Origin of the sequence: Wolbachia endosymbiont (group A) of Apotomis capreana, assembly GCF_964027025.1 — a bacterium.
In the GTDB taxonomy this organism is placed as follows: Bacteria; Pseudomonadota; Alphaproteobacteria; order Rickettsiales; family Anaplasmataceae; genus Wolbachia; species Wolbachia pipientis.
The window spans coordinates 434,890-455,798 of record NZ_OZ034721.1; the positions used below are offsets into that span (position 1 = coordinate 434,890).

The 20,909-nt window shown below is 35.8% G+C and carries 28 protein-coding genes; 14 read left to right on the top strand and 14 right to left on the bottom strand.

Annotated features, from left to right (window positions below; all coding sequences use genetic code 11):
* Positions 1–122: 122 nt before the first annotated feature.
* From hemB to def, 7 genes are all read right to left on the bottom strand, one after another.
* Complete coding sequence (gene hemB / locus AAGD50_RS02195) at positions 123–1,118, bottom strand: porphobilinogen synthase (RefSeq protein ID WP_264723725.1); 996 nt, start codon at positions 1,116–1,118, stop codon at positions 123–125.
* A complete protein-coding gene (nuoH, locus tag AAGD50_RS02200) occupies positions 1,111–2,136 on the bottom strand; it encodes an NADH-quinone oxidoreductase subunit NuoH (RefSeq protein WP_015588803.1) in 1,026 nt (341 codons plus the stop codon). The genes hemB and nuoH overlap by 8 nt, the downstream gene beginning before the upstream one ends.
* Positions 2,120–4,168 carry an NADH-quinone oxidoreductase subunit NuoG gene (gene nuoG, locus AAGD50_RS02205; protein WP_265024567.1) on the bottom strand — a complete coding sequence of 683 codons (2,049 nt, stop codon included), beginning with the start codon at positions 4,166–4,168 and terminating at the stop codon, positions 2,120–2,122. Before nuoG ends, nuoH begins: the two co-directional genes overlap by 17 nt.
* Positions 4,169–4,173: 5 nt before the next feature.
* Positions 4,174–4,386: a hypothetical protein gene (locus AAGD50_RS02210; RefSeq protein ID WP_006279675.1), complete on the bottom strand. Its 213-nt coding sequence runs from the start codon at positions 4,384–4,386 to the stop codon at positions 4,174–4,176.
* A gap of 66 nt (positions 4,387–4,452) precedes the next feature.
* Positions 4,453–4,659: a hypothetical protein gene (locus AAGD50_RS02215; RefSeq protein WP_265024566.1), complete on the bottom strand. Its 207-nt coding sequence runs from the start codon at positions 4,657–4,659 to the stop codon at positions 4,453–4,455.
* 667 nt (positions 4,660–5,326) lie between these two features.
* On the bottom strand, positions 5,327–6,148 hold the full coding sequence (locus AAGD50_RS02220; protein WP_264723727.1) for a uracil-DNA glycosylase family protein: 822 nt from the start codon (positions 6,146–6,148) through the stop codon (positions 5,327–5,329).
* The gene (gene def / locus AAGD50_RS02225) at positions 6,138–6,677 is read right to left on the bottom strand and encodes a peptide deformylase (protein ID WP_253309681.1); all 540 of its coding nucleotides are present in this window, start codon (positions 6,675–6,677) and stop codon (positions 6,138–6,140) included. The genes AAGD50_RS02220 and def overlap by 11 nt, the downstream gene beginning before the upstream one ends.
* A 149-nt stretch (positions 6,678–6,826) precedes the next feature.
* Between def and ftsA the strand changes: the two genes are divergently transcribed.
* Together ftsA and map are read left to right on the top strand one after the other, a co-directional pair.
* On the top strand, positions 6,827–8,065 hold the full coding sequence (ftsA, locus tag AAGD50_RS02230) for a cell division protein FtsA (RefSeq protein WP_264723728.1): 1,239 nt from the start codon (positions 6,827–6,829) through the stop codon (positions 8,063–8,065).
* Between the two features lie 132 nt (positions 8,066–8,197).
* Positions 8,198–8,980, top strand: a complete 783-nt coding sequence (gene map / locus AAGD50_RS02235) for a type I methionyl aminopeptidase (RefSeq protein WP_155968820.1) — start codon at positions 8,198–8,200, stop codon at positions 8,978–8,980.
* A gap of 27 nt (positions 8,981–9,007) precedes the next feature.
* Here map and AAGD50_RS02240 read toward each other — a convergent pair whose 3' ends face one another.
* Positions 9,008–10,255, bottom strand: coding sequence for an MFS transporter (locus AAGD50_RS02240; RefSeq protein ID WP_155968822.1), 1,248 nt, complete (start codon positions 10,253–10,255; stop codon positions 9,008–9,010).
* A gap of 218 nt (positions 10,256–10,473) precedes the next feature.
* Between AAGD50_RS02240 and rsmH the strand changes: the two genes are divergently transcribed.
* Both rsmH and AAGD50_RS02250 read left to right on the top strand, forming a co-directional pair.
* Positions 10,474–11,355, top strand: coding sequence for a 16S rRNA (cytosine(1402)-N(4))-methyltransferase RsmH (gene rsmH, locus AAGD50_RS02245; protein ID WP_007548285.1), 882 nt, complete (start codon positions 10,474–10,476; stop codon positions 11,353–11,355).
* The gene (locus AAGD50_RS02250; protein WP_007548286.1) at positions 11,352–11,663 is read left to right on the top strand and encodes a hypothetical protein; all 312 of its coding nucleotides are present in this window, start codon (positions 11,352–11,354) and stop codon (positions 11,661–11,663) included. Before rsmH ends, AAGD50_RS02250 begins: the two co-directional genes overlap by 4 nt.
* Before the next feature lie 301 nt (positions 11,664–11,964).
* Here AAGD50_RS02250 and AAGD50_RS02255 read toward each other — a convergent pair whose 3' ends face one another.
* Positions 11,965–12,264: an NADH dehydrogenase ubiquinone Fe-S protein 4 gene (locus AAGD50_RS02255; protein WP_155968823.1), complete on the bottom strand. Its 300-nt coding sequence runs from the start codon at positions 12,262–12,264 to the stop codon at positions 11,965–11,967.
* 145 nt (positions 12,265–12,409) lie between these two features.
* Here AAGD50_RS02255 and AAGD50_RS02260 point away from each other — a divergent pair, with 145 nt between their 5' ends.
* On the top strand, positions 12,410–13,021 hold the full coding sequence (locus AAGD50_RS02260; protein WP_155968825.1) for a 50S ribosomal protein L25/general stress protein Ctc: 612 nt from the start codon (positions 12,410–12,412) through the stop codon (positions 13,019–13,021).
* Complete coding sequence (gene pth, locus AAGD50_RS02265; protein ID WP_155968827.1) at positions 13,021–13,569, top strand: aminoacyl-tRNA hydrolase; 549 nt, start codon at positions 13,021–13,023, stop codon at positions 13,567–13,569. Before AAGD50_RS02260 ends, pth begins: the two co-directional genes overlap by 1 nt.
* A 2-nt stretch (positions 13,570–13,571) precedes the next feature.
* Here pth and AAGD50_RS02270 read toward each other — a convergent pair whose 3' ends face one another.
* Positions 13,572–14,534: an IS481-like element ISWpi4 family transposase gene (locus AAGD50_RS02270; RefSeq protein WP_012673056.1), complete on the bottom strand. Its 963-nt coding sequence runs from the start codon at positions 14,532–14,534 to the stop codon at positions 13,572–13,574.
* 444 nt (positions 14,535–14,978) lie between these two features.
* Entirely contained in the window at positions 14,979–16,127 is a 1,149-nt protein-coding gene (ubiH, locus tag AAGD50_RS02275; RefSeq protein ID WP_213863120.1) for a 2-octaprenyl-6-methoxyphenyl hydroxylase, read from the bottom strand.
* Positions 16,128–16,307: 180 nt separating this feature from the next.
* Here ubiH and AAGD50_RS02280 point away from each other — a divergent pair, with 180 nt between their 5' ends.
* The 4 genes from AAGD50_RS02280 to AAGD50_RS02295 are packed head-to-tail and all read left to right on the top strand — an operon-like array spanning position 16,308 to position 17,401.
* Positions 16,308–16,436, top strand: a complete 129-nt coding sequence (locus AAGD50_RS02280) for a hypothetical protein (protein WP_256437790.1) — start codon at positions 16,308–16,310, stop codon at positions 16,434–16,436.
* Positions 16,437–16,460: 24 nt separating this feature from the next.
* The gene (locus AAGD50_RS02285) at positions 16,461–16,790 is read left to right on the top strand and encodes a transposase (RefSeq protein WP_007548762.1); all 330 of its coding nucleotides are present in this window, start codon (positions 16,461–16,463) and stop codon (positions 16,788–16,790) included.
* A complete protein-coding gene (locus tag AAGD50_RS02290) occupies positions 16,774–16,974 on the top strand; it encodes a hypothetical protein (RefSeq protein WP_010082383.1) in 201 nt (66 codons plus the stop codon). The genes AAGD50_RS02285 and AAGD50_RS02290 overlap by 17 nt, the downstream gene beginning before the upstream one ends.
* Before the next feature lie 19 nt (positions 16,975–16,993).
* Complete coding sequence (locus AAGD50_RS02295) at positions 16,994–17,401, top strand: transposase (protein ID WP_007548764.1); 408 nt, start codon at positions 16,994–16,996, stop codon at positions 17,399–17,401.
* Positions 17,402–17,600: 199 nt separating this feature from the next.
* On the opposite strand, the gene AAGD50_RS02300 is transcribed toward AAGD50_RS02295, so the two are convergent.
* From AAGD50_RS02300 to AAGD50_RS02310, 3 genes are read right to left on the bottom strand one after another with little or no spacing between them, the layout of a single operon-like run.
* The gene (locus AAGD50_RS02300) at positions 17,601–18,605 is read right to left on the bottom strand and encodes an Mrp/NBP35 family ATP-binding protein (protein WP_007548295.1); all 1,005 of its coding nucleotides are present in this window, start codon (positions 18,603–18,605) and stop codon (positions 17,601–17,603) included.
* A gap of 7 nt (positions 18,606–18,612) precedes the next feature.
* Complete coding sequence (locus AAGD50_RS02305) at positions 18,613–19,023, bottom strand: hypothetical protein (protein WP_341810079.1); 411 nt, start codon at positions 19,021–19,023, stop codon at positions 18,613–18,615.
* A complete protein-coding gene (locus AAGD50_RS02310; protein ID WP_264723744.1) occupies positions 19,020–19,295 on the bottom strand; it encodes an HNH endonuclease signature motif containing protein in 276 nt (91 codons plus the stop codon). The genes AAGD50_RS02305 and AAGD50_RS02310 overlap by 4 nt, the downstream gene beginning before the upstream one ends.
* Positions 19,296–19,489: 194 nt before the next feature.
* Here AAGD50_RS02310 and AAGD50_RS02315 point away from each other — a divergent pair, with 194 nt between their 5' ends.
* From AAGD50_RS02315 to AAGD50_RS02330, 4 genes are all read left to right on the top strand, one after another.
* Entirely contained in the window at positions 19,490–19,783 is a 294-nt protein-coding gene (locus AAGD50_RS02315; RefSeq protein ID WP_264723898.1) for a transposase, read from the top strand.
* 122 nt (positions 19,784–19,905) lie between these two features.
* A complete protein-coding gene (locus AAGD50_RS02320) occupies positions 19,906–20,202 on the top strand; it encodes an IS3 family transposase (RefSeq protein WP_094189604.1) in 297 nt (98 codons plus the stop codon).
* A 3-nt stretch (positions 20,203–20,205) separates the two neighbouring features.
* Entirely contained in the window at positions 20,206–20,370 is a 165-nt protein-coding gene (locus AAGD50_RS02325; RefSeq protein WP_153296803.1) for a hypothetical protein, read from the top strand.
* On the top strand, positions 20,360–20,524 hold the full coding sequence (locus AAGD50_RS02330; RefSeq protein ID WP_151807939.1) for an IS3 family transposase: 165 nt from the start codon (positions 20,360–20,362) through the stop codon (positions 20,522–20,524). Before AAGD50_RS02325 ends, AAGD50_RS02330 begins: the two co-directional genes overlap by 11 nt.
* Positions 20,525–20,909: the final 385 nt, after the last annotated feature.

Here is a 20,909-nt window from a genome sequence, read left to right on the forward strand (position 1 = left end):
TTATTTATAATACTGTATTGTAACGGACTTATCAACAACTTAAAACATGTATTGAAAGATTTTAGGTAATATGCAGCAACAGTAGAAGAACGTGCGCCAAAAATTTAATAATTTTATAGGGCTTATGCACTTAAATTTTTTGCAATATCAAGTGCAGCGTAAGTGAATATTGCACTTGCACCCGCACGTTTGAAACCAATCAAAGATTCATAAATCACCTTGTCATAATCCAGCCAGCTATTATTTGCAGCAGCTTTTATCATTGCGTACTCACCGCTTACTTGGTAAGCAAAAATCGGAAAATTAAACTTATCACTTGCTGTTTTGATAATATCCAAATATGGCATACCTGGTTTAATCATAATAAAATCTGCACCTTCATTTATATCCATTTCAATTTCGCACATTGCTTCGCGCGCATTTTTATAATCCATTTGATAACCACTTTTGTCTATAGAATGTGATAGCCCACATGAACCAACGACTTGCCTGAATGGAGCATAGAAGCTAGAGCAGTATTTTACTGCATAAGATAATATTAATACGTCTTGAAAATTGTTATCATCTAATGATTTTCTGATTCTTCCTATTCTACCATCCATCATATCAGAAGGAGCAACTACATCACATCCTGATGCTGCTAAAGCAAGTGCTTGCTTACATAATATCGACACGGTTTCATCGTTTTCTACATCCATCTGATTATCTTTTAAAATGCCGTCATGGCCGTGAATAGTGTATGGATCCAATGCAATGTCTGCAATAATACCAATTTCAGGTACCTTTAATTTTACAGCACAAATTGCTCTGCAGATTAAGTTGTCAGAATTATATGCTTCCTCAGCGTTTTCAGATTTTAGTTTACTATCAACTACAGGAAAAATTGCAACAGCATTAATTCCTAAATCTTTAGCTTCCTTAACTATAGACACTAATCCATCTATTGAATAACACTTTACATCTGGTAAGCCAGAAATTGGTTCAGTTGTTTCTTCTCTGTCATGAACAAACAGAGGAAGAACCAGATCGTTTACTGATAAACTATTTTCACTTGTTAAATTGCGAACCCATTTGCTCGAGCGCCTGCGTCTTAATCTTGTATTTGGGAAATTAAACATTGGATCCAGGCAAATTCCCAGTAAAGAGCAACACCCCTGAAATGAGTATTACCCAAAGCACCGATATTGGTAGAAATACTTTCCAACCAAGGCGCATTAGCTGATCATATCGATAACGAGGTATTGTTGCTCTAATCCAAATAAATACGAATAAAAGTATAATTATCTTCAAAACGAACCAAATTAAACCTGGAATTTTATAAAGCAAACCAAGTTCTAACGGAGGATACCATCCTCCTAGAAAGAATATCGTCATCATAGCACTTGCTAGAATCATATTTGCATATTCTCCAAGAAAAAAGAGGGCAAAAGGCATGGATGAATATTCAACGTTATATCCAGAGACTAGCTCTGCTTCAGCTTCTGGTAAATCAAATGGGTGACGATTAGTTTCTGCAAGCAAAGAAATAAAAAATATTATTCCTATAGGCATTAGTAGTAAATCAACCCAAAATGGCATATTGTGTTTCGCTACCACCATCTCTCCAAGATTTAATGTTCCAGTGGTAATAACGACTGCAGCAACTATTAAGCCTATTGAAACTTCATATGAAATCATCTGAGCAGCCGACCGTATAGCACCAAGAAATGCATAATTAGAATTGCTTGACCAGCCTGCAATAATTACGCCGTATACTCCCAGCGACGATATAGCTAGCACGTAAAGCACTCCAACATTAATATTTGCTATAACCTTAGGAATAACTACTTGCTGGCCATTTTCTACAATTACTTCAGCACCAAACGGTATAACTGCCCAGGCAATTAATGCCAAGATAAAGGTAAGCATTGGAGCCATAATGAACAGTATGGTGCTCGCTCTAAATGGTATTATCGGCTCTTTAATCAGTAGCTTAATAGCATCTGCAAATGGCTGCAATAGCCCAAAAGGTCCAACTACACTCGGGCCGTGCCTCAGTTGAATTGCAGCAAGGACCTTACGCTCAAAGTATGTCAAATATGCAACTGAAAGTAGTAGCGGTACTAAAATAAATAAAATATTAACTAGCGTGTTCATAAAAAGCTTTAGTACAATCTGCCATTATTTTTGAAGCGCGACTTATTGAATCCGTCATATAAAAATTACACTCCTTTAAAGTAAAAGGTGTATTACTTAAGCTTATCTCACCATTGCTAATTGGCACCCATGTGTTTTTTACCACTTGATCAGCATTTCTAAACTGTGGACCGATAGTATCTAATTTTTTTCTCACGTCAAATAAACTATCATATGGTAAGGAGAGATCCAAATATTGTGAGAGATTTTTAATAATTAACCAATCCTCCTTTGCTTCACCTGGAGGAAATACAGCTAAATTTGTTCTTTGCACTCGACCTTCAGTGTTTACATAAGTTGCATATTTTTCTGTATATGCAGCACCAGGCAAGATAACATCTGCCACATGTGCACCCTTATCACCGTGATGACCTTGATAAATTACAAATGTGTTTTCTAACTTTGATGTGTCAATTTCATCTGCACCAAGAAGATAAACAACTTCTATTTCACCACTTTCTGCATGTTCCAATATTTGATTAATATCCCTTTCGCCTTTTTTAGGAACAAACCCAATATCTAGCCCACCAACTCTTGCTGCAGCTTTATGCAGCACATTAAAGCCATTCCAGTCATCTCTTACCATATTAAATTTTTCTGCAATTTTGCCAGCTAGAGCTAAAACTGATTCAGAATCATCTCTTATTAATGCATCTTGACCGATAATCAGCATAGGGTTTTGAGCAGCTACCAGCAGCTCACAGAACTTATGATTTCCATTTGCCATTTCACTCAAAATATCAGGATTATCGCCCAATTTCTCAACATGATACAAATATTCAATGTTAGGACCAACACTTGCAACAGGAAAGTTGCCCTGTAAATATCTCTTTCTCAATCTTACGTTAATGATCGGTGCTTCTATCCTTGGGTTTGTATTTATAAGCAGACACAAATCCGCATTCTCTATACCTTCAATAGTGGTATTGAACACATACGATCCACGATTATTTGGTATAAGTTTTGCACCATCCTGCCTGCAATCTATATTTCCCGAGCCGAGCTTCTGCATCATTTCTTTAAGTAGAAGCATAGACTCACAATCTGCTAAATCACCTGCAATTGCAGCTATTTTATTTGATTTTGTATTCTTTAATTTCTTTGCAGCAACAGTTAATGCCTCATTCCAATCAACTGGGGCTAATTTACCATCTTTTTTTATATAAGGTCGATCAAGACGCTGAACTTTTAGTCCATCATAGGCAAAGCGGGTTTTATCTGATATCCATTCTTCATTTACCTCTTCGCTCAGCCTTGGTAATATCCTCATAACCTCCGGGCCACGATAATCAACTCTAATTGCGCTACCCACAGCATCTAGCACATCTATAGTCTCACAATGTGATAGCTCCCATGGACGCGCTGTAAAGGAGTAAGGCTTTGAAGTTAAAGCTCCTACCGGGCAGAGATCTATGATATTTCCAGATAATTCAGAACTAATATGCCTTTTTATGTAAGTGCTAATCTCTACATTTTCTCCCCTTCCGATTCCTCCAAGTTCATTTGTACCTGCAACATCAGACAAAAATCTAACACACCGAGTGCAATGAATGCATCGATTCATCGCAGTCTCAATCAGTGGTCCGAAGTGTTTTTTTGGCACAGCCCTCTTATGCTCATCAAGTCTGCTGGTTCCTTTCCCATAAGCCATCGTGATATCTTGCAAATCGCATTCACCACCTTGATCGCAAATTGGGCAATCAAGCGGGTGGTTAATTAGCAAAAACTCAAGCACACCTTCACGTGCTTTTTTAACCTTAGGGGTATCAGTGTGAATAACCATCCCTTCTGCAACTGGCATTGCACAAGAGGCTACTGGTTTTGGAGGTCCACCCTCCACTTCAACCAAACACATTCTGCAATTACCAGCAATTGCTAAACGCTCATGATAACAAAAACGTGGAATTTCAACGCCCACGACTTCACAAGCTTGAATTATAGTGAGCCCATGCTCTACTTCACATTCCTTAGAATTAATAGTAACTTTAACCACAACTATTATACAGCTTCCCACTTTATAGGATTGCCGCTTACCTCATCTTCAACCAGATTGCCGTTGTCATATTGAGCAGACATATAATTCATGCGCGAATCACGATCTATATATCTAACAGGTTTTACCGGTTTATCTTTATACATTTTTTGCTCAGCTTTCTTACGCTGAGTAGGGTTATTTTTACTAGCTGTCTTTGCTTTCCCACCTGCTGCCATATAAACTCCTAAAAACTTTTCATTCTATTTTAACACTTAAGTATATAGCGTCAATATTTAATAACTTTAAAATTTCAATAGATCTCTTATTATAATCATTTTACAATCATTGTTTAAATAAAAAGTTACCCCTTGATGCCATTCCAGCGCATGACGCACAGCTGTACGAACATTGCAACTTGCAGGCAATTTGCGTGGCAGATTCAAGTAGCTGACACTGGTTTCCATCCAAGACAGCAGTAGCCCTTTCGGTGTTATTTCAGTGCTTGACACTGAAATCCAGGTTTTGATTGGATACTGAGTTGGTAAGCATAAAAGTGTAGCTAACGCGAGCTCTACGTCATACCGCGATTTATTCGCGGTATCTCAAAGCATAGATCCCGCTAACACGTAGCGGGATGACGGTTGTCGTTTAGCTACAAACGTTAAGAAATTTACCAAATGAAAAAAAAGGCAAAAGAAGCCCTGGGGTTATTATCCGCTTTAAAATATTGGCGTTTTTTATGTTTTAAACGCTTGACAAGCAAGATTAAGCTGCTTTTAATTGCAACTAACTTACGCTGCAAATGTTTAAGAAATTTACTAAGCAGAAAAAAAGACAAAGAATCCCCGAGTTAGCTAGTCTTTTACTATCTCTGTCGAGTATTGGCATTTTTTGATGTCTTGTAACGCTTTATAAGCGCGTTCAGCTTATTTAGATAAAAATCTAGATGTAGATGAAGTTTTGTAAAGACATACAGTATCTATATACTGCAAAAAATTGAACATAAGACGCCGATACATTAAGTAATCCTTACCTTTTAATCTGCAGATTGGCGAAAGCAAATACAATAGCTTCACTATCATGATAAGGGCGCTGGCGAAGGGTGTCAAGTAAGTTTTTCGTTTCTAACGATTGTTAACATGCTGCAAAAAACTATGCAAGAGGTCTACCACTTTATTAGGTATTTGTGCAGTTATTGGTGTTATCAAGATACTCCCTAATCTTCTTCAAATCCTCCCAGGCTAAACGTTTTTGTGCCGGTTGGCGAAGTAGGTAAGCTGGATGAAATATAGCGGCTGTGGTGATTGAATTGGACAAATATTGGTTAGTGTACGTATGAAATCTGCCACGCAAATTCGATATAGTTTTTGTGCTGTCAAGAAGGCTATAACATGCGATTCCCCCGACCAAAATTAAAATTTGTGGTGAAACTAGTGCAACGTGTTTTTCGACAAATGGTCTGCACATATCAAGCTCTAGGTCGGTTGGCTTTCTATTGCCAGGTGGACGCCAAAATACAGTATTGCTTATGTATACCTTAGTGCGATCAAGATTGATTGCATTTAACATTTTATCGAGCAACATTCCACTTGCACCACAAAATGGTATGCCTTGAAGGTCTTCATTTGCTCCTGGAGCTTCACCAACGAGCATAATTTTTGCATTTGGATTACCATCGGAAAAGACAGTATTAGTTGCAGTTTTTTTTATCTCACAACCTTCAAATGATTCAACTGCACTTCTTAATTCATCCACACTACCACATTTACCTGCAAGTTTCCTTGCTTCAATTATCCAATCACTTGGAAACATGTCTTTTCCATCTTTAGTGTCATTCCAGCGCATACCTGCATCTTTCTTCTTGGTCCCAGTTTGGATAACAGAGGGTTGTACACTCTCTTTGCTCTCCAATTTTTTTTCCTCTTCACCCTCCATTAGTGTGCAATCAACGCCCACTTCATGGTAAAATTTTAATAATTCTAGGTCTTCATTGCTCATAATGCTTTTTAACCTTTTGTGCTTTTTTCATGGCCATATCATACTTTAATTTAGATAAATGTCTAATATATAATATGCCATTTAAGTGATCTAGCTCATGCTGAATACACCTTGCGAGCCAGCCGCAAGCTTTTAGCGTCTGTTCCTCATTATTTAAATCCTTATATTTCACAGTCAAATATTTTGGACGCTTAATTTCATAGCTTTGCTCTGGAATTGAAAGGCACCCTTCTTTGAGAATTACTTGTTCATCGGATAATTCCGTAATTTCAGGGTTAATCATGTAAAATTTGCCAGTCGATTCATACCCTACTGGCTCGTCTTCAGCTCGAGAGAGCTGAATGTCCATAACAAAAACTCTCCTCAGCACTCCAACTTGCACTGCAGCAAGGCCAAGACCTTCTGCATCGTACACAGTTTCGAACATGTCGTTTACTAATTCTTTAATTTTATCGTTTATATCTGTTACTTCACTGGCACGTGTGATTAGTCTTTCATCAGGGGCAATTACAATTGGTAATATGGACATAAAATGGACATAAAAATTATAATTCTATGTTTTGCTTTTCCTTTTGTCCAGAATTTAGTGTATATTAAAATGTTGCTATATCTATAATAGAAATATAAATTATTAAAGAAAGCTACAATTTAAATGAAATTGCGTAATAAGGTTAACTAATGTACTCTGCAGTAATAGCAAAACCAAAGAGAAACGTTTTTGCTGTTTTAGACATAGGTACAACAAAGATTATTTGTCTAATCGTTAAGATAAATGGCAACTTCAGCTATAAAGTAACAGGAACGGGTTATAAGATTGCAGAAGGTGTAAACGGTGGGTCGATAACTAATGTAAAACACGCAAATTACTCCATCTCATCAACTATAGGTTTAGCTGAGCAAGTGTCAGAGGAAACTATAGACCAGATATATGTGAGCATTGCTGGATGTGGCATCTCATCTTTCAAAGTACATAATGAAATTATTGCAGCTAATCATGAAATTTCTGACCGGGATATAAAACGTGTAGTTTTTCAGACGTTTGAGAAATATATTGAAGAAAATGTTATCATTCACAATATACCACTGAAATATCACTTAGATGACATGACTGACATAAAAGAAGTTGGTGGATTGTACGGAAAAAGACTATCTGCTGATGTTAATGTTGTCACTGCTTCGCGTCCAGCGCTTACCAATATTGAAAACTGTATTACCAATAATGGTGGATTAAATATGGCAGGTTGTATTGCTTCTGCATATTCTGCAGGTCTTGCGTGTCTCAGTGAAGATGAAAAAGAGCTCGGGACTGCTATTGTTGATATAGGCGGTGGGTGCACTGCAATTGGAATTTTCAAAAGAGGGAAACTTGTGTATGCAAGCAGCGTTCCAATTGGTGGCGTTCATATCACTCGAGATATTGCTTACGGGCTATGCACAAGCATAGAACGTGCAGAGTATATAAAAATACTGTATGGTAGCACTATCGTAACTTCAATAGATGAGAATGAGTACATTACAATGCAAAACAACGAAAATGATGAACCTACTCAAGTATTCAAATCTGAGCTTATTAACATCATAAGACCAAGAGTTGAAGAAATACTTGAAATGGTAAGAGAGCAATTTCAAGAGCAGAAAGATCCAATTAATAAAGTAGTGATCACAGGTGGAACTAGTCAACTCACAAGCATGAAGGAAATTGCAGGCTATATATTCAATAAGCAAGTTCGAATTGGGTGCCCTGAGTCTTGTAGCGGTCTTGATGGCGAATATGATAAAAATCCTGTATTTTCTGCTGCTATAGGCTCTATAAAGCTAATAGTTGACACTTTTTATAAAAATAATTCTGGTATTTTAGGTCAAGATGGTAAAATGAGTAAATTGTATAATTGGGTTAAATCAAAAGTTACAGTCTAGATTTCTGTTTTACCACCTTTCATACAAATGACTTGACACTAGGATCCATAGGACTTATTTTTATAATATGTAAAATTATTATGTTTATGTACTTGCGAGTAAGCGTACCAATTACAATAAGACATGGAAAATATGAACATAACTATACACTCACAAGAAGATTTTGAATTTATGCGCAAGGCTGGCAGGCTTGCTGCTGAAACTCTTGATTTCATTGCACCGTACGTAAAGGTAGGGGTGACAACTAATGAGTTAAATGATCTATGTCATGATTTTATAATTAATGCAGGTGCAATTCCAGCACCACTAAACTATAGGGGGTATCCAAAATCGATTTGCACTTCAAAAAATGCAGTTGTGTGCCATGGTGTTCCCGATAATAAACCACTTAAAGATGGAGATATTTTAAATATTGATGTCACGGTGATTTTAAATGGCTGGCATGGTGATACAAGTCGCATGTTTTGGGTTGGCAAGCCATCAATAAAAGCAAAACGCTTGTGTGACGCTACTTATCATGCATTGATGGAAGCAATCAAACAAGTTAAGCCCGGCAATAAGTTAAATGAAATAGGGCTTGCTATAGAGAAATATATTAGAGATTTTGGATATTCTATCGTACGCAGCTACTGCGGACATGGTATAGGAAAAGTCTTTCATGCTCCACCAAATGTAGTGCATTTCTATGATCAAGATGAAAATCTCGTCTTGAAGGAAGGTATGTTTTTTACAATAGAGCCAATGATTAATGCTGGAAAACATGAGACTCTGCTCAGTAAACTCGATGACTGGACAGTAACAACACGCGATCTTTCACTTTCTGCTCAATTTGAGCATACGATTGGAGTAACAAAAGATGGTGCTGAAATATTCACATTATCACCTAAGAATTGGCATTTCCCACCTTATAATTAGATTTTTTTAAATTCTGCTATACTGCAACTATACTTGGTTTACTTTGGGTAATTTTGAAGAAAGCTCACCCTTAATTTGCGATATAGCAACTAGCCCAATTAATGCACAGAAAATCATGTAAAAACTAGCTGAAGTCTCTTGTCCTGTAACCTTGATAATTGTTGTGCATATAAATGGTGCAAGGCCGCCAAAAAATCCAGCAGCTATATTTCTTGATAAACCAAATCCACTGTACCGAACCTTTGTTGGAAATAATTCGCACATAAGTGCACTGACAGGACCAAGCGATGCAGCTATTGGAATTATAAAAAGAATGTGTGCCAGCAAGTAATTGCCACTACATAACATTGAAAAAACTGGATAACTCACTATTACAAAAGCTATAAATGCAAATTTCATAACTTTTTCTCTTCCTACCTTATCAGAAAGTATTGCAAACAATATTGTCAATCCTCCGAGCGCAATTTGACTCAGTATTTCCACTATATGATTAAAATGAGTATTTACTGTTAATATTTTATTCGTAAGCACATTGAAAAATACCAAATATATATAGAGAGACGCATTTTCAACCAAGTCAATACCTATTGATATTAGAACAGGCTTTTTGTAATTGTTTAATAACTCTTTTAGTGGCAATTTAGACGGATTTTTTTGTCTTTTATACTCTGGGCTTTCATCAAGTATATATCTCATATATATGCTAATTAATCCCATTGCTAAACTGAAAATGAAAGGTAATCTCCACCCCCAAGATTCAAAATCAGATACTTTTTTGCATATGAGTACCGCTATCAAGCTTAATACTGAACCAAAAATTGCGCTTAATACTTCAATGCTGCCAAAAAATCCTTTTTTGTTTTTAGGAGCATGTTCTATTAAAAATGGTGCATTTCCTGCTTCTCCTCCAAGAGATATACCCTGCAATAATCTTAAACACACTACCAGCATTGACGCTAGTATTCCAATGCTTTGATAACCTGGAACAAAAGCAATTAATACGGTTGATAAAGTCATTAATATAATCGAGAGCAATAAGGCAACTCTTCTGCCATGTTTATCACCAATGTGACCAAATATAGCAGCACCGACTGGTCTCATTAAGAAACCCACTGCAAACATTCCAAAAGCCTTCAATACGCTGGTTAGTTGATCATCCGATGGAAAAAACACACCACCTATTATGTTTATTAAGTGGCCAAAAAGCATGTGGTCATACCACAATAAAGTGTTACAAATCAAACTTGAAAATATTACTTTTGTTATTTGCTGCATAATTTCCCTATAGCCTGTTTGATCTTATATATAAAAAAAAATGTGAACGTTATGTGAATATTATATTAACAATATTAAACCTTGATTTTAATATTATTGCTCATATATTCCGATAAGATACCATATTTTGGCAAGAAAATCTATGTACATAAATAAAATTGATGTGAAGAGTAGAGTAGAGTAGGATATCTACACCAACTGTACTTAAATTTTTTGATATGACACACACTCCAGTTTTGTTAAAAGAGATGCTATCACTACTATCACCGCAGGATGGTGGCATATACGTGGACGCCACATTTGGAGCTGGAGGGTATAGCAAAGCAATATTGGAGTCAGCTGATTGCAAAGTATATGCAATTGATAGAGATGAAACGGTAACTAAGTTTTATGATGATTTAAGCGTTAGATATCCAGATAGAATAAAACTATTCATTGAGAAGTTTAGTAATATTAAAAATTTATTAGATAGCAACAATATTGAAGGTATCGATGGAATAGTTTTTGACATCGGAGTTTCATCTATGCAGCTTGATAACGGGGATAGAGGGTTCTCATTTTTACATGATGGTCCACTCGATATGAGTATGGATAACTCTTCTTATATAAACGCTTCAACGTTTGTTAACGCTTTACGCGAAGAAGAAATCGCAAATACTATATATAACTACGGAGGCGAACGTCATTCTCGCAAAATCGCAAGAGCAATAGTAAATGCACGGAAGAAGAAAACTATCAAAACTACATTTGAGCTTGCGGATATTGTACGTTCCGTGGTATTTCGTGGAAAAAGCAAAATTGATCCTGCAACCAGAACATTTCAGGCAATCAGAATATGGGTAAACGATGAGCTGGGAGAACTTGAAAAGGGCATTAAAGCTGCATCTGAGATTTTAAGTGAGAATGGCAAATTAATTGTCGTCACCTTTCATTCCTTAGAAGATCGTATAGTCAAAACTTTTTTTAAAGATTTATGTGCTACTGATTGCAAGACATTCTCTCTTCTAAATAAAAAAGTGATCGAAGCAAGTATAGAAGAAGTAAGTGCAAATCCGCGTTCACGCTCAGCAAAACTAAGAGCTATACAGAGGTTGTCATGAGAACTTTCTGCATCATCTCAATAGTTATGTTTTTTCTTAGCATTGTAGGACTATTTAAGGTAAAATTACATGTTCAGTCATTAAATAGAGAGCTAATAAAAATAAAAAGTGAAATTAATTTAGTGCAAAGTGATATAAAAGTTTTACAAGCAGAATGGAGCTATTTGAATAATCCAAAAAGGCTTGCAAGCCTTGTAAAGAAATACCTGAAAAATAACTCTTTAATACTGGCTAGCCAGGTTAAAAATCTTGACTCTTTAAATGGCCGCAGCGTGCTAGCACAACTTAAAATCCATGATCAACAGTGAGATTAAGTCTTATTTTTTACAGATGAGCACATCACAATAAAACTTACTTTGTATCCGTTCAGGATAGCGGCAAGGTAGTATAACCATAGAGTAAAAGTGAGTTTACAACAAATGGTGTCATCCCAGTGCTTGACACTGGGATCCAGCCTTTCCATAATCATCAAAAACATTGTATTTTAACGTAAAACAGCTATTTTTATGCTTACCAACTTAATAAAATTCCTGGATCCCAGTGTCTGGGCACTGGGATAACAAAGGAGAGCAGTGTCAGCTACTTGCATAACACCATTTGTTGTGCAACTTACTTTAGTATGAAATTGCTTGCGTAAGATTTTGGCAGCCTCTTAACATTTTTTGGCATTTCAATTACGTATTTAACGTTGCGTTTTTTTGCGTAGAATACTGCTTTTTCAAGAGAGTCAAACTTTAATACAATCTGTTTTTTTGGATCTTTTGAGCCAACCCAACCCATCAAAGGTTCAATGTAGTAAGAACCAGATTCAATTTTTAGGTGCCAGAAATTTGTATTACCTAAACCAGATTGTGTTGCAGTTCTTGTTGGTCTATAAATCCTAAAAACTACTTTATCGTCAATGCCCATAGTTCTTGTTAAATAAGCTTAAATATATATCCAAATAAATCCTTTCACAAACAATTAGTATGAAAGAATGAAGTTTGAAATAAATATTTTTATGTTATATTATTATTAAATTATATTAAAAGGATTAGCTAAACAGGAGTAACCGATGACGCAACAGGAAATAGTAACAATTAATGCAGAGTTACGTGATATAACAAAAACAAAAGCGATGCATTCTCTAAGGAAGAAAGGAAACATCCCTGGAATCATATATGGAAAGGGCCATAATAATGTAAATTTGACATTGTCTGCAAAGGAATTCACGAAGCAATATAAATCAGGTTCTCTTTCTGCACATTTGATAGAGCTGAATATTTCGGGCAAAAAGGAATATGCTCTTGTTCGCGATATCCAATTGCATGTAGTAAAGGATACTGTGCAACATGTTGATTTTCAATTTGTTGATAAAGGCAGCGAAATTAAAATAGACATACCTCTATCATTTGTGAATGAAAGTAAAGCTCCAGGGATCAAGTTAGGTGGAGTGCTTAATGTTTTGTGTCGTTCTATTGCTGTTAAATGCTCTCCTGATAAAATACCTCAGGTTATAGAAGTTGATTTATCCGGCAAAATGATTGGCCAATCTATACATATCAATGATGTAAAATTACCAGAAGGTGTTAAGTTTGTAGCTCATGAAGAAGAAAATTTTACCATTGTTACAATTTCTGCTGCCGATAGTGACGTTGAAGAACCTCAAGCAGAAACAGAGGAATAGTGCACCTGATAGTTGGGCTTGGTAATCCTGGCAGTCAATATGAGCTAACTCATCATAATATCGGCTTCATCACCGTTGATGCAATCTGCAAATATTGGAATTTCCAGTCGTTCTCTAAAAAAGCCGATTATCTAATAACCTCTGGCATAATTAATGATAATAAAATCATGTTAATAAAGCCTTATTCATTTATGAATAATTCAGGCATTTCTGTTGCAAAAATACGAAACTTTTACAAATTATCGCTAGATAATATCGTTGTCATACACGATGACGCTGATTTGGAACTTGGAAGAATAAAAGTAAAGAAAGGTGGTAGTTCTGCTGGACATAATGGACTTAAATCCATAGATAGTTTTATTGGCAACGATTATTGGCGCTTGAGATTTGGAGTGGGTAGACCTGAAGATCAAAGAAGCTTAGCAGATTATGTGTTATCAAAATTTTCAAATTTTGATAATGTTACTCCCTTAGTGGAAAAAATAGCAAAAAATATACACTTAATGCTGCAAGGAGATAATACAGCTTTTATCAATTTGATTGTATAATATTACGAAACACAGGGAGTGTATGGTCCCAGAGTGTGATGGTGTGGATTTAGTATGAACAATTCAGGAGATTTTGTCCACTGTAAAGATATAAACTCAAAAGGTGTAAGACCCTTAAGAGTTTTGAGTCTTTTAGCATAATTGTAGGCCATAACAAAGTCATAAAGATGCTCTTTGAGTTGCTGGTGAGACTGATAGTAATACTTCTTAACAGTGGCATTCTTTAAAGTTTTGTTCATACGCTCAACTTGCCCATTTGTCCAAGGATGGCTAACTTTTGTTAGACGGTGTTCAATGTCATTTTCTTCACAAGCTCTATCAAATATATGTTGAAAAGCGTATTTATGGCGTTTTTGGTTGGTAAATTGTACACTGTTATCTGTCAAAATAGTGTGGATTTTATATGGTAAAATTTTAATCAAATTACGTAGAAACTCAGCAGCTATAGGTTTTGTAGCACTTTTATGCAACTCAACATACGTAAATTTGGATGTTCTATCTATTGCAACAAACAAATATAACTTTCCTTCTTCTGTTCTGACTTCTGCAATATCAATATGGAAATAGCCTATAGGATATTGTTTGAATTTCTTTTTTGGTTTAACTTCGCCATCAACATCTGGTAGTCTGCTAATGCTGTGCCTCTGTAAGCAACGATGTAGACTAGAGCGAGTCAAGTGTGGGATTGAGGTTTGCAAAGCGTAGAGACAATCATCTAATGGCAATAGAGTATGCTTACGAAATGCAACAATTACAGCCTCCTCTTCTAAAGTTAAAACAGTTGATCTTGCATGCTTCGGACCCATATCAGCGTCTTTGGCAAAAGACCGTTTTCTCCATTTAATGATAGTTTTTGGATTAAGGTTATAGTACCTGGAGAGTTTTGCTATGCTCTCTTTACTATTTTGTATTGCTCTACGAATTGTCTCTGTTGTTTTGGCGCACCCATGTAATATTTGTCCCATAATTCCTCCTTTGATGGTATTGTTTTCTCATATTTTATCATACCATCACACTCTGGGACCATACATCCCCCCCTCCCCCCCCCTAATTCCTATATCAAACCTTTCTTTACTAGATTATATAGTCAATATAAAAAGCCATATAAAATTGCTTCCACTGCTGCCATGAGGAAATTGCTTATTCTTGCTAACTCTTTAGTCAGAGATGACAGGGTTTTTACTGAGGAATATAACTCTCTGTCTGTTTCTATCTAAGAGCCGGTATAGCTGTGGATAAGCACGTTTATACAGATAAAAGTACTTATCCACAGCTACATCAATTTTTCTATTGACTTTTAACACAACTGCTAAACAGATACATTCGTCATCCCGCTACGTGTTAGCGGCCAAGATACCGCGGCGGTATGACGTGGGAAACCTGACTTGCATTAACTATAAAATAGTGATTTATATAAATCCCATAGCATGCCGAATGAAGCGTTTTTTGAGGAAATTTGAATTTTCAACTGCAATCAAGCCAAGATTTCTTAGTGCTTTAGCGCAGAATATTCTGTTGGAAAACATCCTATTTAATCCATCAGTTGCAAGCGCCATTGTAAAATTATCAAAGTATCTGTTACGTGAAATTTTCTTTAATAAATAACTACTGCCAACATCAGTACCAGCCGCTTTTGCAGCAACTACGTGCTTTATAACACTTTCTACATCTCTAATTCCAAGATTAAGCCCTTGACCTGCAACTGGATGAATTGAATGTGCTGCATCGCCGATAAGCAAAACTCTACCCTTATATAACTTTTTTGCGAAAGCAAAACTTAAAGGATAAAGTTTTCTTTCACCCTCTAATTTTATCTCTCCTAAATAAGAACCAAATCTTTTTTTAAGCTCTATAATAAATTCTTCTTCAGACAGATCCATTAGCATTTTTGAAATTTCAGATTTTTCTGTCCAAACTATCGAAGAAGTATAGCCACCCTTCATCGGTAGAATTGCAAATGGACCGCCAGGGAAAAAACGCTCCACAGCTAAGTTTTGGTGATGCAGTTCATGCTTTACATTAAATACTATGCTACTTTGTTTATAGTCAAATTTCACTGTCGGTATAGAAAATAACTCTGGTAATTTAGAGTTTTTGCCTTCAGCGCAGATAAGTAGCGATGATATTAATTCCTGGTTATTATCAAGAATCACTTCCACATATCCTGAATCACAAGCAATTGTTTTATAGGAATGTGGAGAGTATATATTCAGTTTATTTAGAAAATTATTGTTGATTGCATTCCATATAGTAGCATTGTTGATAACATAACCCATTGGCTCTTCGCTAACCATTTTATGATTGTAATGCACAGTAACCGCATCTAATATGCATATATCAAGTATTGGCTCAGCTTCACTTTCCACAAACTGCCAAATCCCTAACTTTTCCAATATTTTTTTCGAGCCTTGAGAAATAGCAAATGCTCGATTATCATCTACTACACGTGGTAGACTATTTTTTTCAATCACAGCTACAGACACAGAGTCACAACTGAGGCCAATGGCAGTAATAAGACCAAGTAACCCACCACCTGAAATGATTACATCATAATTCATTTTATTTACGCTAATTGTAAAATTATATTTTATCTGTTTTGAAAATAGTTTAAACAAACTTTATATATAAATTAAATTTTTTAGATCCCAGTGTCAGCTACTTGGATGACATCTAAAGACACTCCACCTTGTCATTCCAGCACGTAACGAACAACTGTACGAACATTTTGCGAAGGCAGTGTGTTAAATGCTATGGCCGGTTTTGCCTCAAACATAAAGGTGTCATCCCAGTGCTTGACACTGGGATGGCTTTGTTGCATAGCAACTGAAAAAATCTGGTGGCTACTGACAAAATTCATTATAAAATAGCCATTTAACCTTGAAAGAAAAAATATGCCACAAAAAATGAGGGTCAGTAACCATAGCGAATATAACAAATTTCTAGAAAAAAGAGGAAATATTTTTCATTATATCAACGAAGCCATAGAAAAGTGGTACGAGAATGGTCCAAAAATACCAGGTGGCAACAATATTTATAGCGATAAAGTTGTAATTTTGGTGCACATAATAACTTGTTTATTTAGAATAGGCCTGAGGCAAACAGTTGGGTTTATAGCAGGATACCTTGAGCAAATTGGGAAAAATTTGCAAGTTATCAGCTATTCACAATCATCAAGAAGGTTTAAGAAACTCAATATTAAGATCAATGATTGCAGAAAATAATATGGAAGATATCGAAATTGCTATAGACAGTACAGGAATTAGTATATACAACAACACTCCTGGTCATAGCAAAGAAAATAGCGAAGATAGAAAGTATCGCAGCTATGAACAGACAAGAAAATTGCATGTAATGTTGAATACAAACAGCAAAAAAGCCATAGCTGTAAAATACAGTAACGGCTGATCACTATGGAGCTTGTGATTTGCTAAAAGAAGTCGATTTTCAGTATGTCATAAAAGTACTATATGCAGATAGGGCATATGACAGAGAAAAGCTCTATAAGCTGTGTAATCAATATGGTATAAAAACGAAAATTCCTCCGAAAAACAACGCAGCAGAGCATCCAAAGTTAGACTATATGGCTGAGAGAAATTCTGCAGTCAAGCTCATAAAGTCATATGATGAAGATGGTATAAAGAAGTGGAAAAAAGAGATGAGTTATGGAAAAAGATCTTATATAGAAAGTTTTTTCTCGCGACTGAAACAAACATTCGGGTTTAGTTTTAGGAATAAATCTGAGACAAATAGAGAGAAGGAACTACTTGTTAAATGCTATTTGCTCAATAAGTTCACTGATATTGGTATGGCTAAATTTGAGATAGCTTCATAAATTTATTGTGCGTTACCTACTATCCGAAGAGCGATGCAACAAAGCCCACTGGAATCCATTCTTCTTTTTTTCTGGATTCCAGCGTCACGCGCTGGAATGACAAAAGCTGCTAATTTTTCATGTAAATAATGGTTATGCAAGCAGTCTATTTTGTAACTAACAAAAGAGGACTTTGATTCGCATGTTTCTCACGCTTATTCTATTGTTTAACTATACTTTGAGCAATGTCTTCATAAATCTCTGCCAAATCCTCACTTAACATTAAAGGATTTCCGCAATCAGAAGCATGGCATATTTGTGGATCTAGAGGAACTCTGCCTAGAAGTTTGATGCCCAGCTCCTCAGACATTTTTTTTGCACCGTCTTTTCCAAATATGTATATTTTTGAGCCGCTTTGAATGAAATAACTCATATTTTCTACAATGCCAATAACCGGTACGCTGAGCTTTGTAAACATATCATAAATTTTGCGAGCATCGATTAAAGAGAGCTCCTGTGGAGTTGAAACTATTATCGCCCCAGTTAAGTTAAAATTTTCCATAAGACTTAAATGCACATCGCCAGTTCCAGGTGGTGTATCAATTATCAAATACTCTATATCGGACCATTTTGTTCCCATTAGCAGACTATAAAGTGCTTTTGTAATCATAGGTCCGCGCCATATTGCTGCACGATCTTTATCGATAAAATAGCCAATTGAAATAGTATGCAGTCCATACTTTTCTATAGGCATTGCTTTACTATCCTGTATTTCTGGCTTTAATTTTTCAGCGCCAAGCATTTTAGGAATTGAAGGACCATATATATCTGCATCAACCAGCGCAACTTTGTGTTTTAACTTTGCTAATGAGAGAGCAAGATTTAGCGCAACTGTGGACTTGCCCACACCGCCTTTACCAGAGGCCACAACGATTATATTTTTCACTCCTTCGATATGTAATTTAGCTTTTTGTTGCCCAGTTTGTTTTTGACAAGTAGCAACCACGGTCACTTTTGTCACCCCCGGTATAGCTTTAACAGCTTGCTCACAATTTCTTCTTAATTCTTCATTTGCTTGCGTGTTACCGGCAACTTCAAGCACAAAACCAACATCTTGACCTTTAATAATAATTGAGGATATTATGCCAAGAGCGATCACATCTTTACCGCTTTTTTGCTCTATGACTTTTTTTAAGTTCTCTCTTACAATTTTTTCGTTGATCATTAGCCTTTTAGGTGATTTCTTCCTGAAGTCGTTTAATCTCAGCTTGAGGAAGGCCGGTTGTCTGAGAGATAATATCAATAGAGATGTCAGCCTTAAGTAGGTTTTTTGCTACTTCAATCTTTCCTTCAATCTTTCCCTCATCAAGTTTTTTAGCGAGGATGCCTTCTTCTTTCCGCAGATCCATTATTCTTTCTTCATATGCTACTAAATCTTTTTCATTCCAGCTAAAACTGTCTAATGCATCGTAGGCTAACTTTATTATTGGTGCTTTTTCTGCTATATTCCTTAGGTCTTCATCTGTAGTTTCATCTGCATACTGTTGTCTAAGTGAAGAAGGTCGCCCCTCCTCACTCGACTTCAAAACCGTACGTGAGACTTTGCGCCTCATACGGCTTCTCTCCAATTTGGTGCTTTTCATGCACACCTCCTGTGTAATTCATCGTGACAATGTCCATGTAACAAAGATAAGTTTTTGATCATATTGTTTCGTCTATTCCGGTCTTTATGATGTATTTCTATTATATCATCACTTTTAAACCATAGTCTACAATTATCACATTTACTTTGTTGTAACTTCAATAGTTTTATTACTCTTAATGGCTTATCTGGTATTTTTCTCAGACGTTTACCCCAATAAACCCAATCACCATCATATGGAGATCTGGTTTTTTGCACTTTGTTTAATAACATGATCGCTGTGTATAATAAGATGTATCTTGTTACTTGTCATAAAACTCCAGTTATCGTTATTATACTTTTTAAAGTATTTTCTTTTTATCCAGCATTTCCCTTTGTTTGGGTGCCTAAAGACTGACCTTACCCAGAAAAAGTGGAGAGAAAGAAAAGAGTTTTTTTGGGTAAAATAAAATTTTGGAGGATTAGAAATGGTAAGAGAATATACAGCAGAATTCAAATTGGAAGCTGTTAAACTGGCAAATGAACAAAGAAAGGTAGGTCAACCAGTTGCAAAAGTAGCAAGAGATCTAGGAATAAGGGATAGTGTATTAGGAAAATGGATGAAGAAATATAACGAAAAAAAGTCAGCGGCAAATGCATTTCCAGATGTAGCACCTTATGACAAAGAGAGGTTTGATTTACAAAGCAAGAGTAACAAGGGAAAGAGACATTTAAAAAAAAGCCCTGGCCAGTCAAAAGGAGTAAAATATTTTTTTATATAGTAACTGCTATAAAGTACAGGAATTATGTAGGATTTTCTGCTAGTGGCTACTATAAGTGGACCACAAGAAAAATAAGCAGTAGAGAATCAGCAAATAAAGAGCTACTCGAAGCTATTCAAAAAATATATCAAGTTTCTAAATGTAGATATGGAGCTCCTAAAATTCATGCTGAATTGAAGGCTTTGGGTAAAAGTTGCAATTTGAAAACGGTGCAAAGTATTATGCAGAAAAATGACATCAGGGCTATACTGAGAAGAAAGTTTAAAATTAAAAAACAACAAACAGATAATAGAGCTGTAGCTCCCAATATACTAGATCAAAACTTTATTGTTGATCAACCAAATAAAGTATGGGATTACTTACATCAAAACCAAGGAGGGATGGCTATATTTGGCAGCAATAATTCTCACGTATGGTAGTTAATGAGTAGTGCAATAAATAAACAATTGGTTATGAACTCTTTATTAATGGCCATTAATAGGCGTAAACCTGTTAAAAATCTACTATTACATAGTGATCAAGGTTCACAATATACTTTGCAAGGTTATCAATATCTCTTATCCATAAAAAACATAGATGAATCATAAAGGTTGTTGTTACGACAATTCTGTTGTGGAAAGCTTCTTCAGTTCTCTAAAAAGGGAGTTACCAATAGACACCTCTCGGCACTCTAAACAGCATATCAAAACTGCTATATTTGAATATATAGAAATTTTTTATAACAAACAACGTCACTATTAACTATTGCATTCCAGAACAATTTGATGCATTATTCTTTTTGTAAAAAACATTCCACACTTTCTCTCCACTTTTTCTGGGTAAGGTCAATTTTCATTGCACCCTATATTGTCCATTCCATTAGCTTTACTACGCTCGTTACCTCACGCAGCATAATGGTCTGTTCTAGGCTGTTGGCTAGACTTTGCCTAAGTTGGATTTTCACCAACTGTATTCTAAACGCTTACTTGGCGCACCCATAACAAAAATGCCTGAAAAACGTTAATAATTATATACTATTATTAATAATTATTCAACCATATTTTAAGCTTACAATTTTGAGCTTAACTGACGCTTATGGATAGGGGCAACTCTATCACCCTGTGTTATGTTTATTTTCTAACGGACG

What these genes read in the sequence shown, in the direction of transcription:
- AAGD50_RS02325 (WP_153296803.1), top strand. Translation starts at nt 20,206, where the DNA reads ATGAGTAGTGCAATAAATAAACAATTGGTTATGAACTCTTTATTAATG.
- AAGD50_RS02300 (WP_007548295.1), bottom strand. Translation starts at nt 18,605, where the DNA reads ATGATCAACGAAAAAATTGTAAGAGAGAACTTAAAAAAAGTCATAGAG.
- nuoH (WP_015588803.1), bottom strand. Translation starts at nt 2,136, where the DNA reads ATGAACACGCTAGTTAATATTTTATTTATTTTAGTACCGCTACTACTT.
- AAGD50_RS02310 (WP_264723744.1), bottom strand. Translation starts at nt 19,295, where the DNA reads ATGTTATTAAACAAAGTGCAAAAAACCAGATCTCCATATGATGGTGAT.
- AAGD50_RS02220 (WP_264723727.1), bottom strand. Translation starts at nt 6,148, where the DNA reads ATGAGCAATGAAGACCTAGAATTATTAAAATTTTACCATGAAGTGGGC.
- AAGD50_RS02250 (WP_007548286.1), top strand. Translation starts at nt 11,352, where the DNA reads ATGAGAACTTTCTGCATCATCTCAATAGTTATGTTTTTTCTTAGCATT.
- AAGD50_RS02315 (WP_264723898.1), top strand. Translation starts at nt 19,490, where the DNA reads ATGGTAAGAGAATATACAGCAGAATTCAAATTGGAAGCTGTTAAACTG.
- hemB (WP_264723725.1), bottom strand. Translation starts at nt 1,118, where the DNA reads ATGTTTAATTTCCCAAATACAAGATTAAGACGCAGGCGCTCGAGCAAA.
- map (WP_155968820.1), top strand. Translation starts at nt 8,198, where the DNA reads ATGAACATAACTATACACTCACAAGAAGATTTTGAATTTATGCGCAAG.
- AAGD50_RS02305 (WP_341810079.1), bottom strand. Translation starts at nt 19,023, where the DNA reads ATGAAAAGCACCAAATTGGAGAGAAGCCGTATGAGGCGCAAAGTCTCA.
- AAGD50_RS02330 (WP_151807939.1), top strand. Translation starts at nt 20,360, where the DNA reads ATGAATCATAAAGGTTGTTGTTACGACAATTCTGTTGTGGAAAGCTTC.
- AAGD50_RS02290 (WP_010082383.1), top strand. Translation starts at nt 16,774, where the DNA reads ATGATTGCAGAAAATAATATGGAAGATATCGAAATTGCTATAGACAGT.
- ftsA (WP_264723728.1), top strand. Translation starts at nt 6,827, where the DNA reads ATGTACTCTGCAGTAATAGCAAAACCAAAGAGAAACGTTTTTGCTGTT.
- ubiH (WP_213863120.1), bottom strand. Translation starts at nt 16,127, where the DNA reads ATGAATTATGATGTAATCATTTCAGGTGGTGGGTTACTTGGTCTTATT.
- rsmH (WP_007548285.1), top strand. Translation starts at nt 10,474, where the DNA reads ATGACACACACTCCAGTTTTGTTAAAAGAGATGCTATCACTACTATCA.
- AAGD50_RS02285 (WP_007548762.1), top strand. Translation starts at nt 16,461, where the DNA reads ATGCCACAAAAAATGAGGGTCAGTAACCATAGCGAATATAACAAATTT.
- AAGD50_RS02260 (WP_155968825.1), top strand. Translation starts at nt 12,410, where the DNA reads ATGACGCAACAGGAAATAGTAACAATTAATGCAGAGTTACGTGATATA.
- AAGD50_RS02240 (WP_155968822.1), bottom strand. Translation starts at nt 10,255, where the DNA reads ATGCAGCAAATAACAAAAGTAATATTTTCAAGTTTGATTTGTAACACT.
- AAGD50_RS02255 (WP_155968823.1), bottom strand. Translation starts at nt 12,264, where the DNA reads ATGGGCATTGACGATAAAGTAGTTTTTAGGATTTATAGACCAACAAGA.
- AAGD50_RS02270 (WP_012673056.1), bottom strand. Translation starts at nt 14,534, where the DNA reads ATGGGACAAATATTACATGGGTGCGCCAAAACAACAGAGACAATTCGT.
- AAGD50_RS02210 (WP_006279675.1), bottom strand. Translation starts at nt 4,386, where the DNA reads ATGGCAGCAGGTGGGAAAGCAAAGACAGCTAGTAAAAATAACCCTACT.
- def (WP_253309681.1), bottom strand. Translation starts at nt 6,677, where the DNA reads ATGTCCATATTACCAATTGTAATTGCCCCTGATGAAAGACTAATCACA.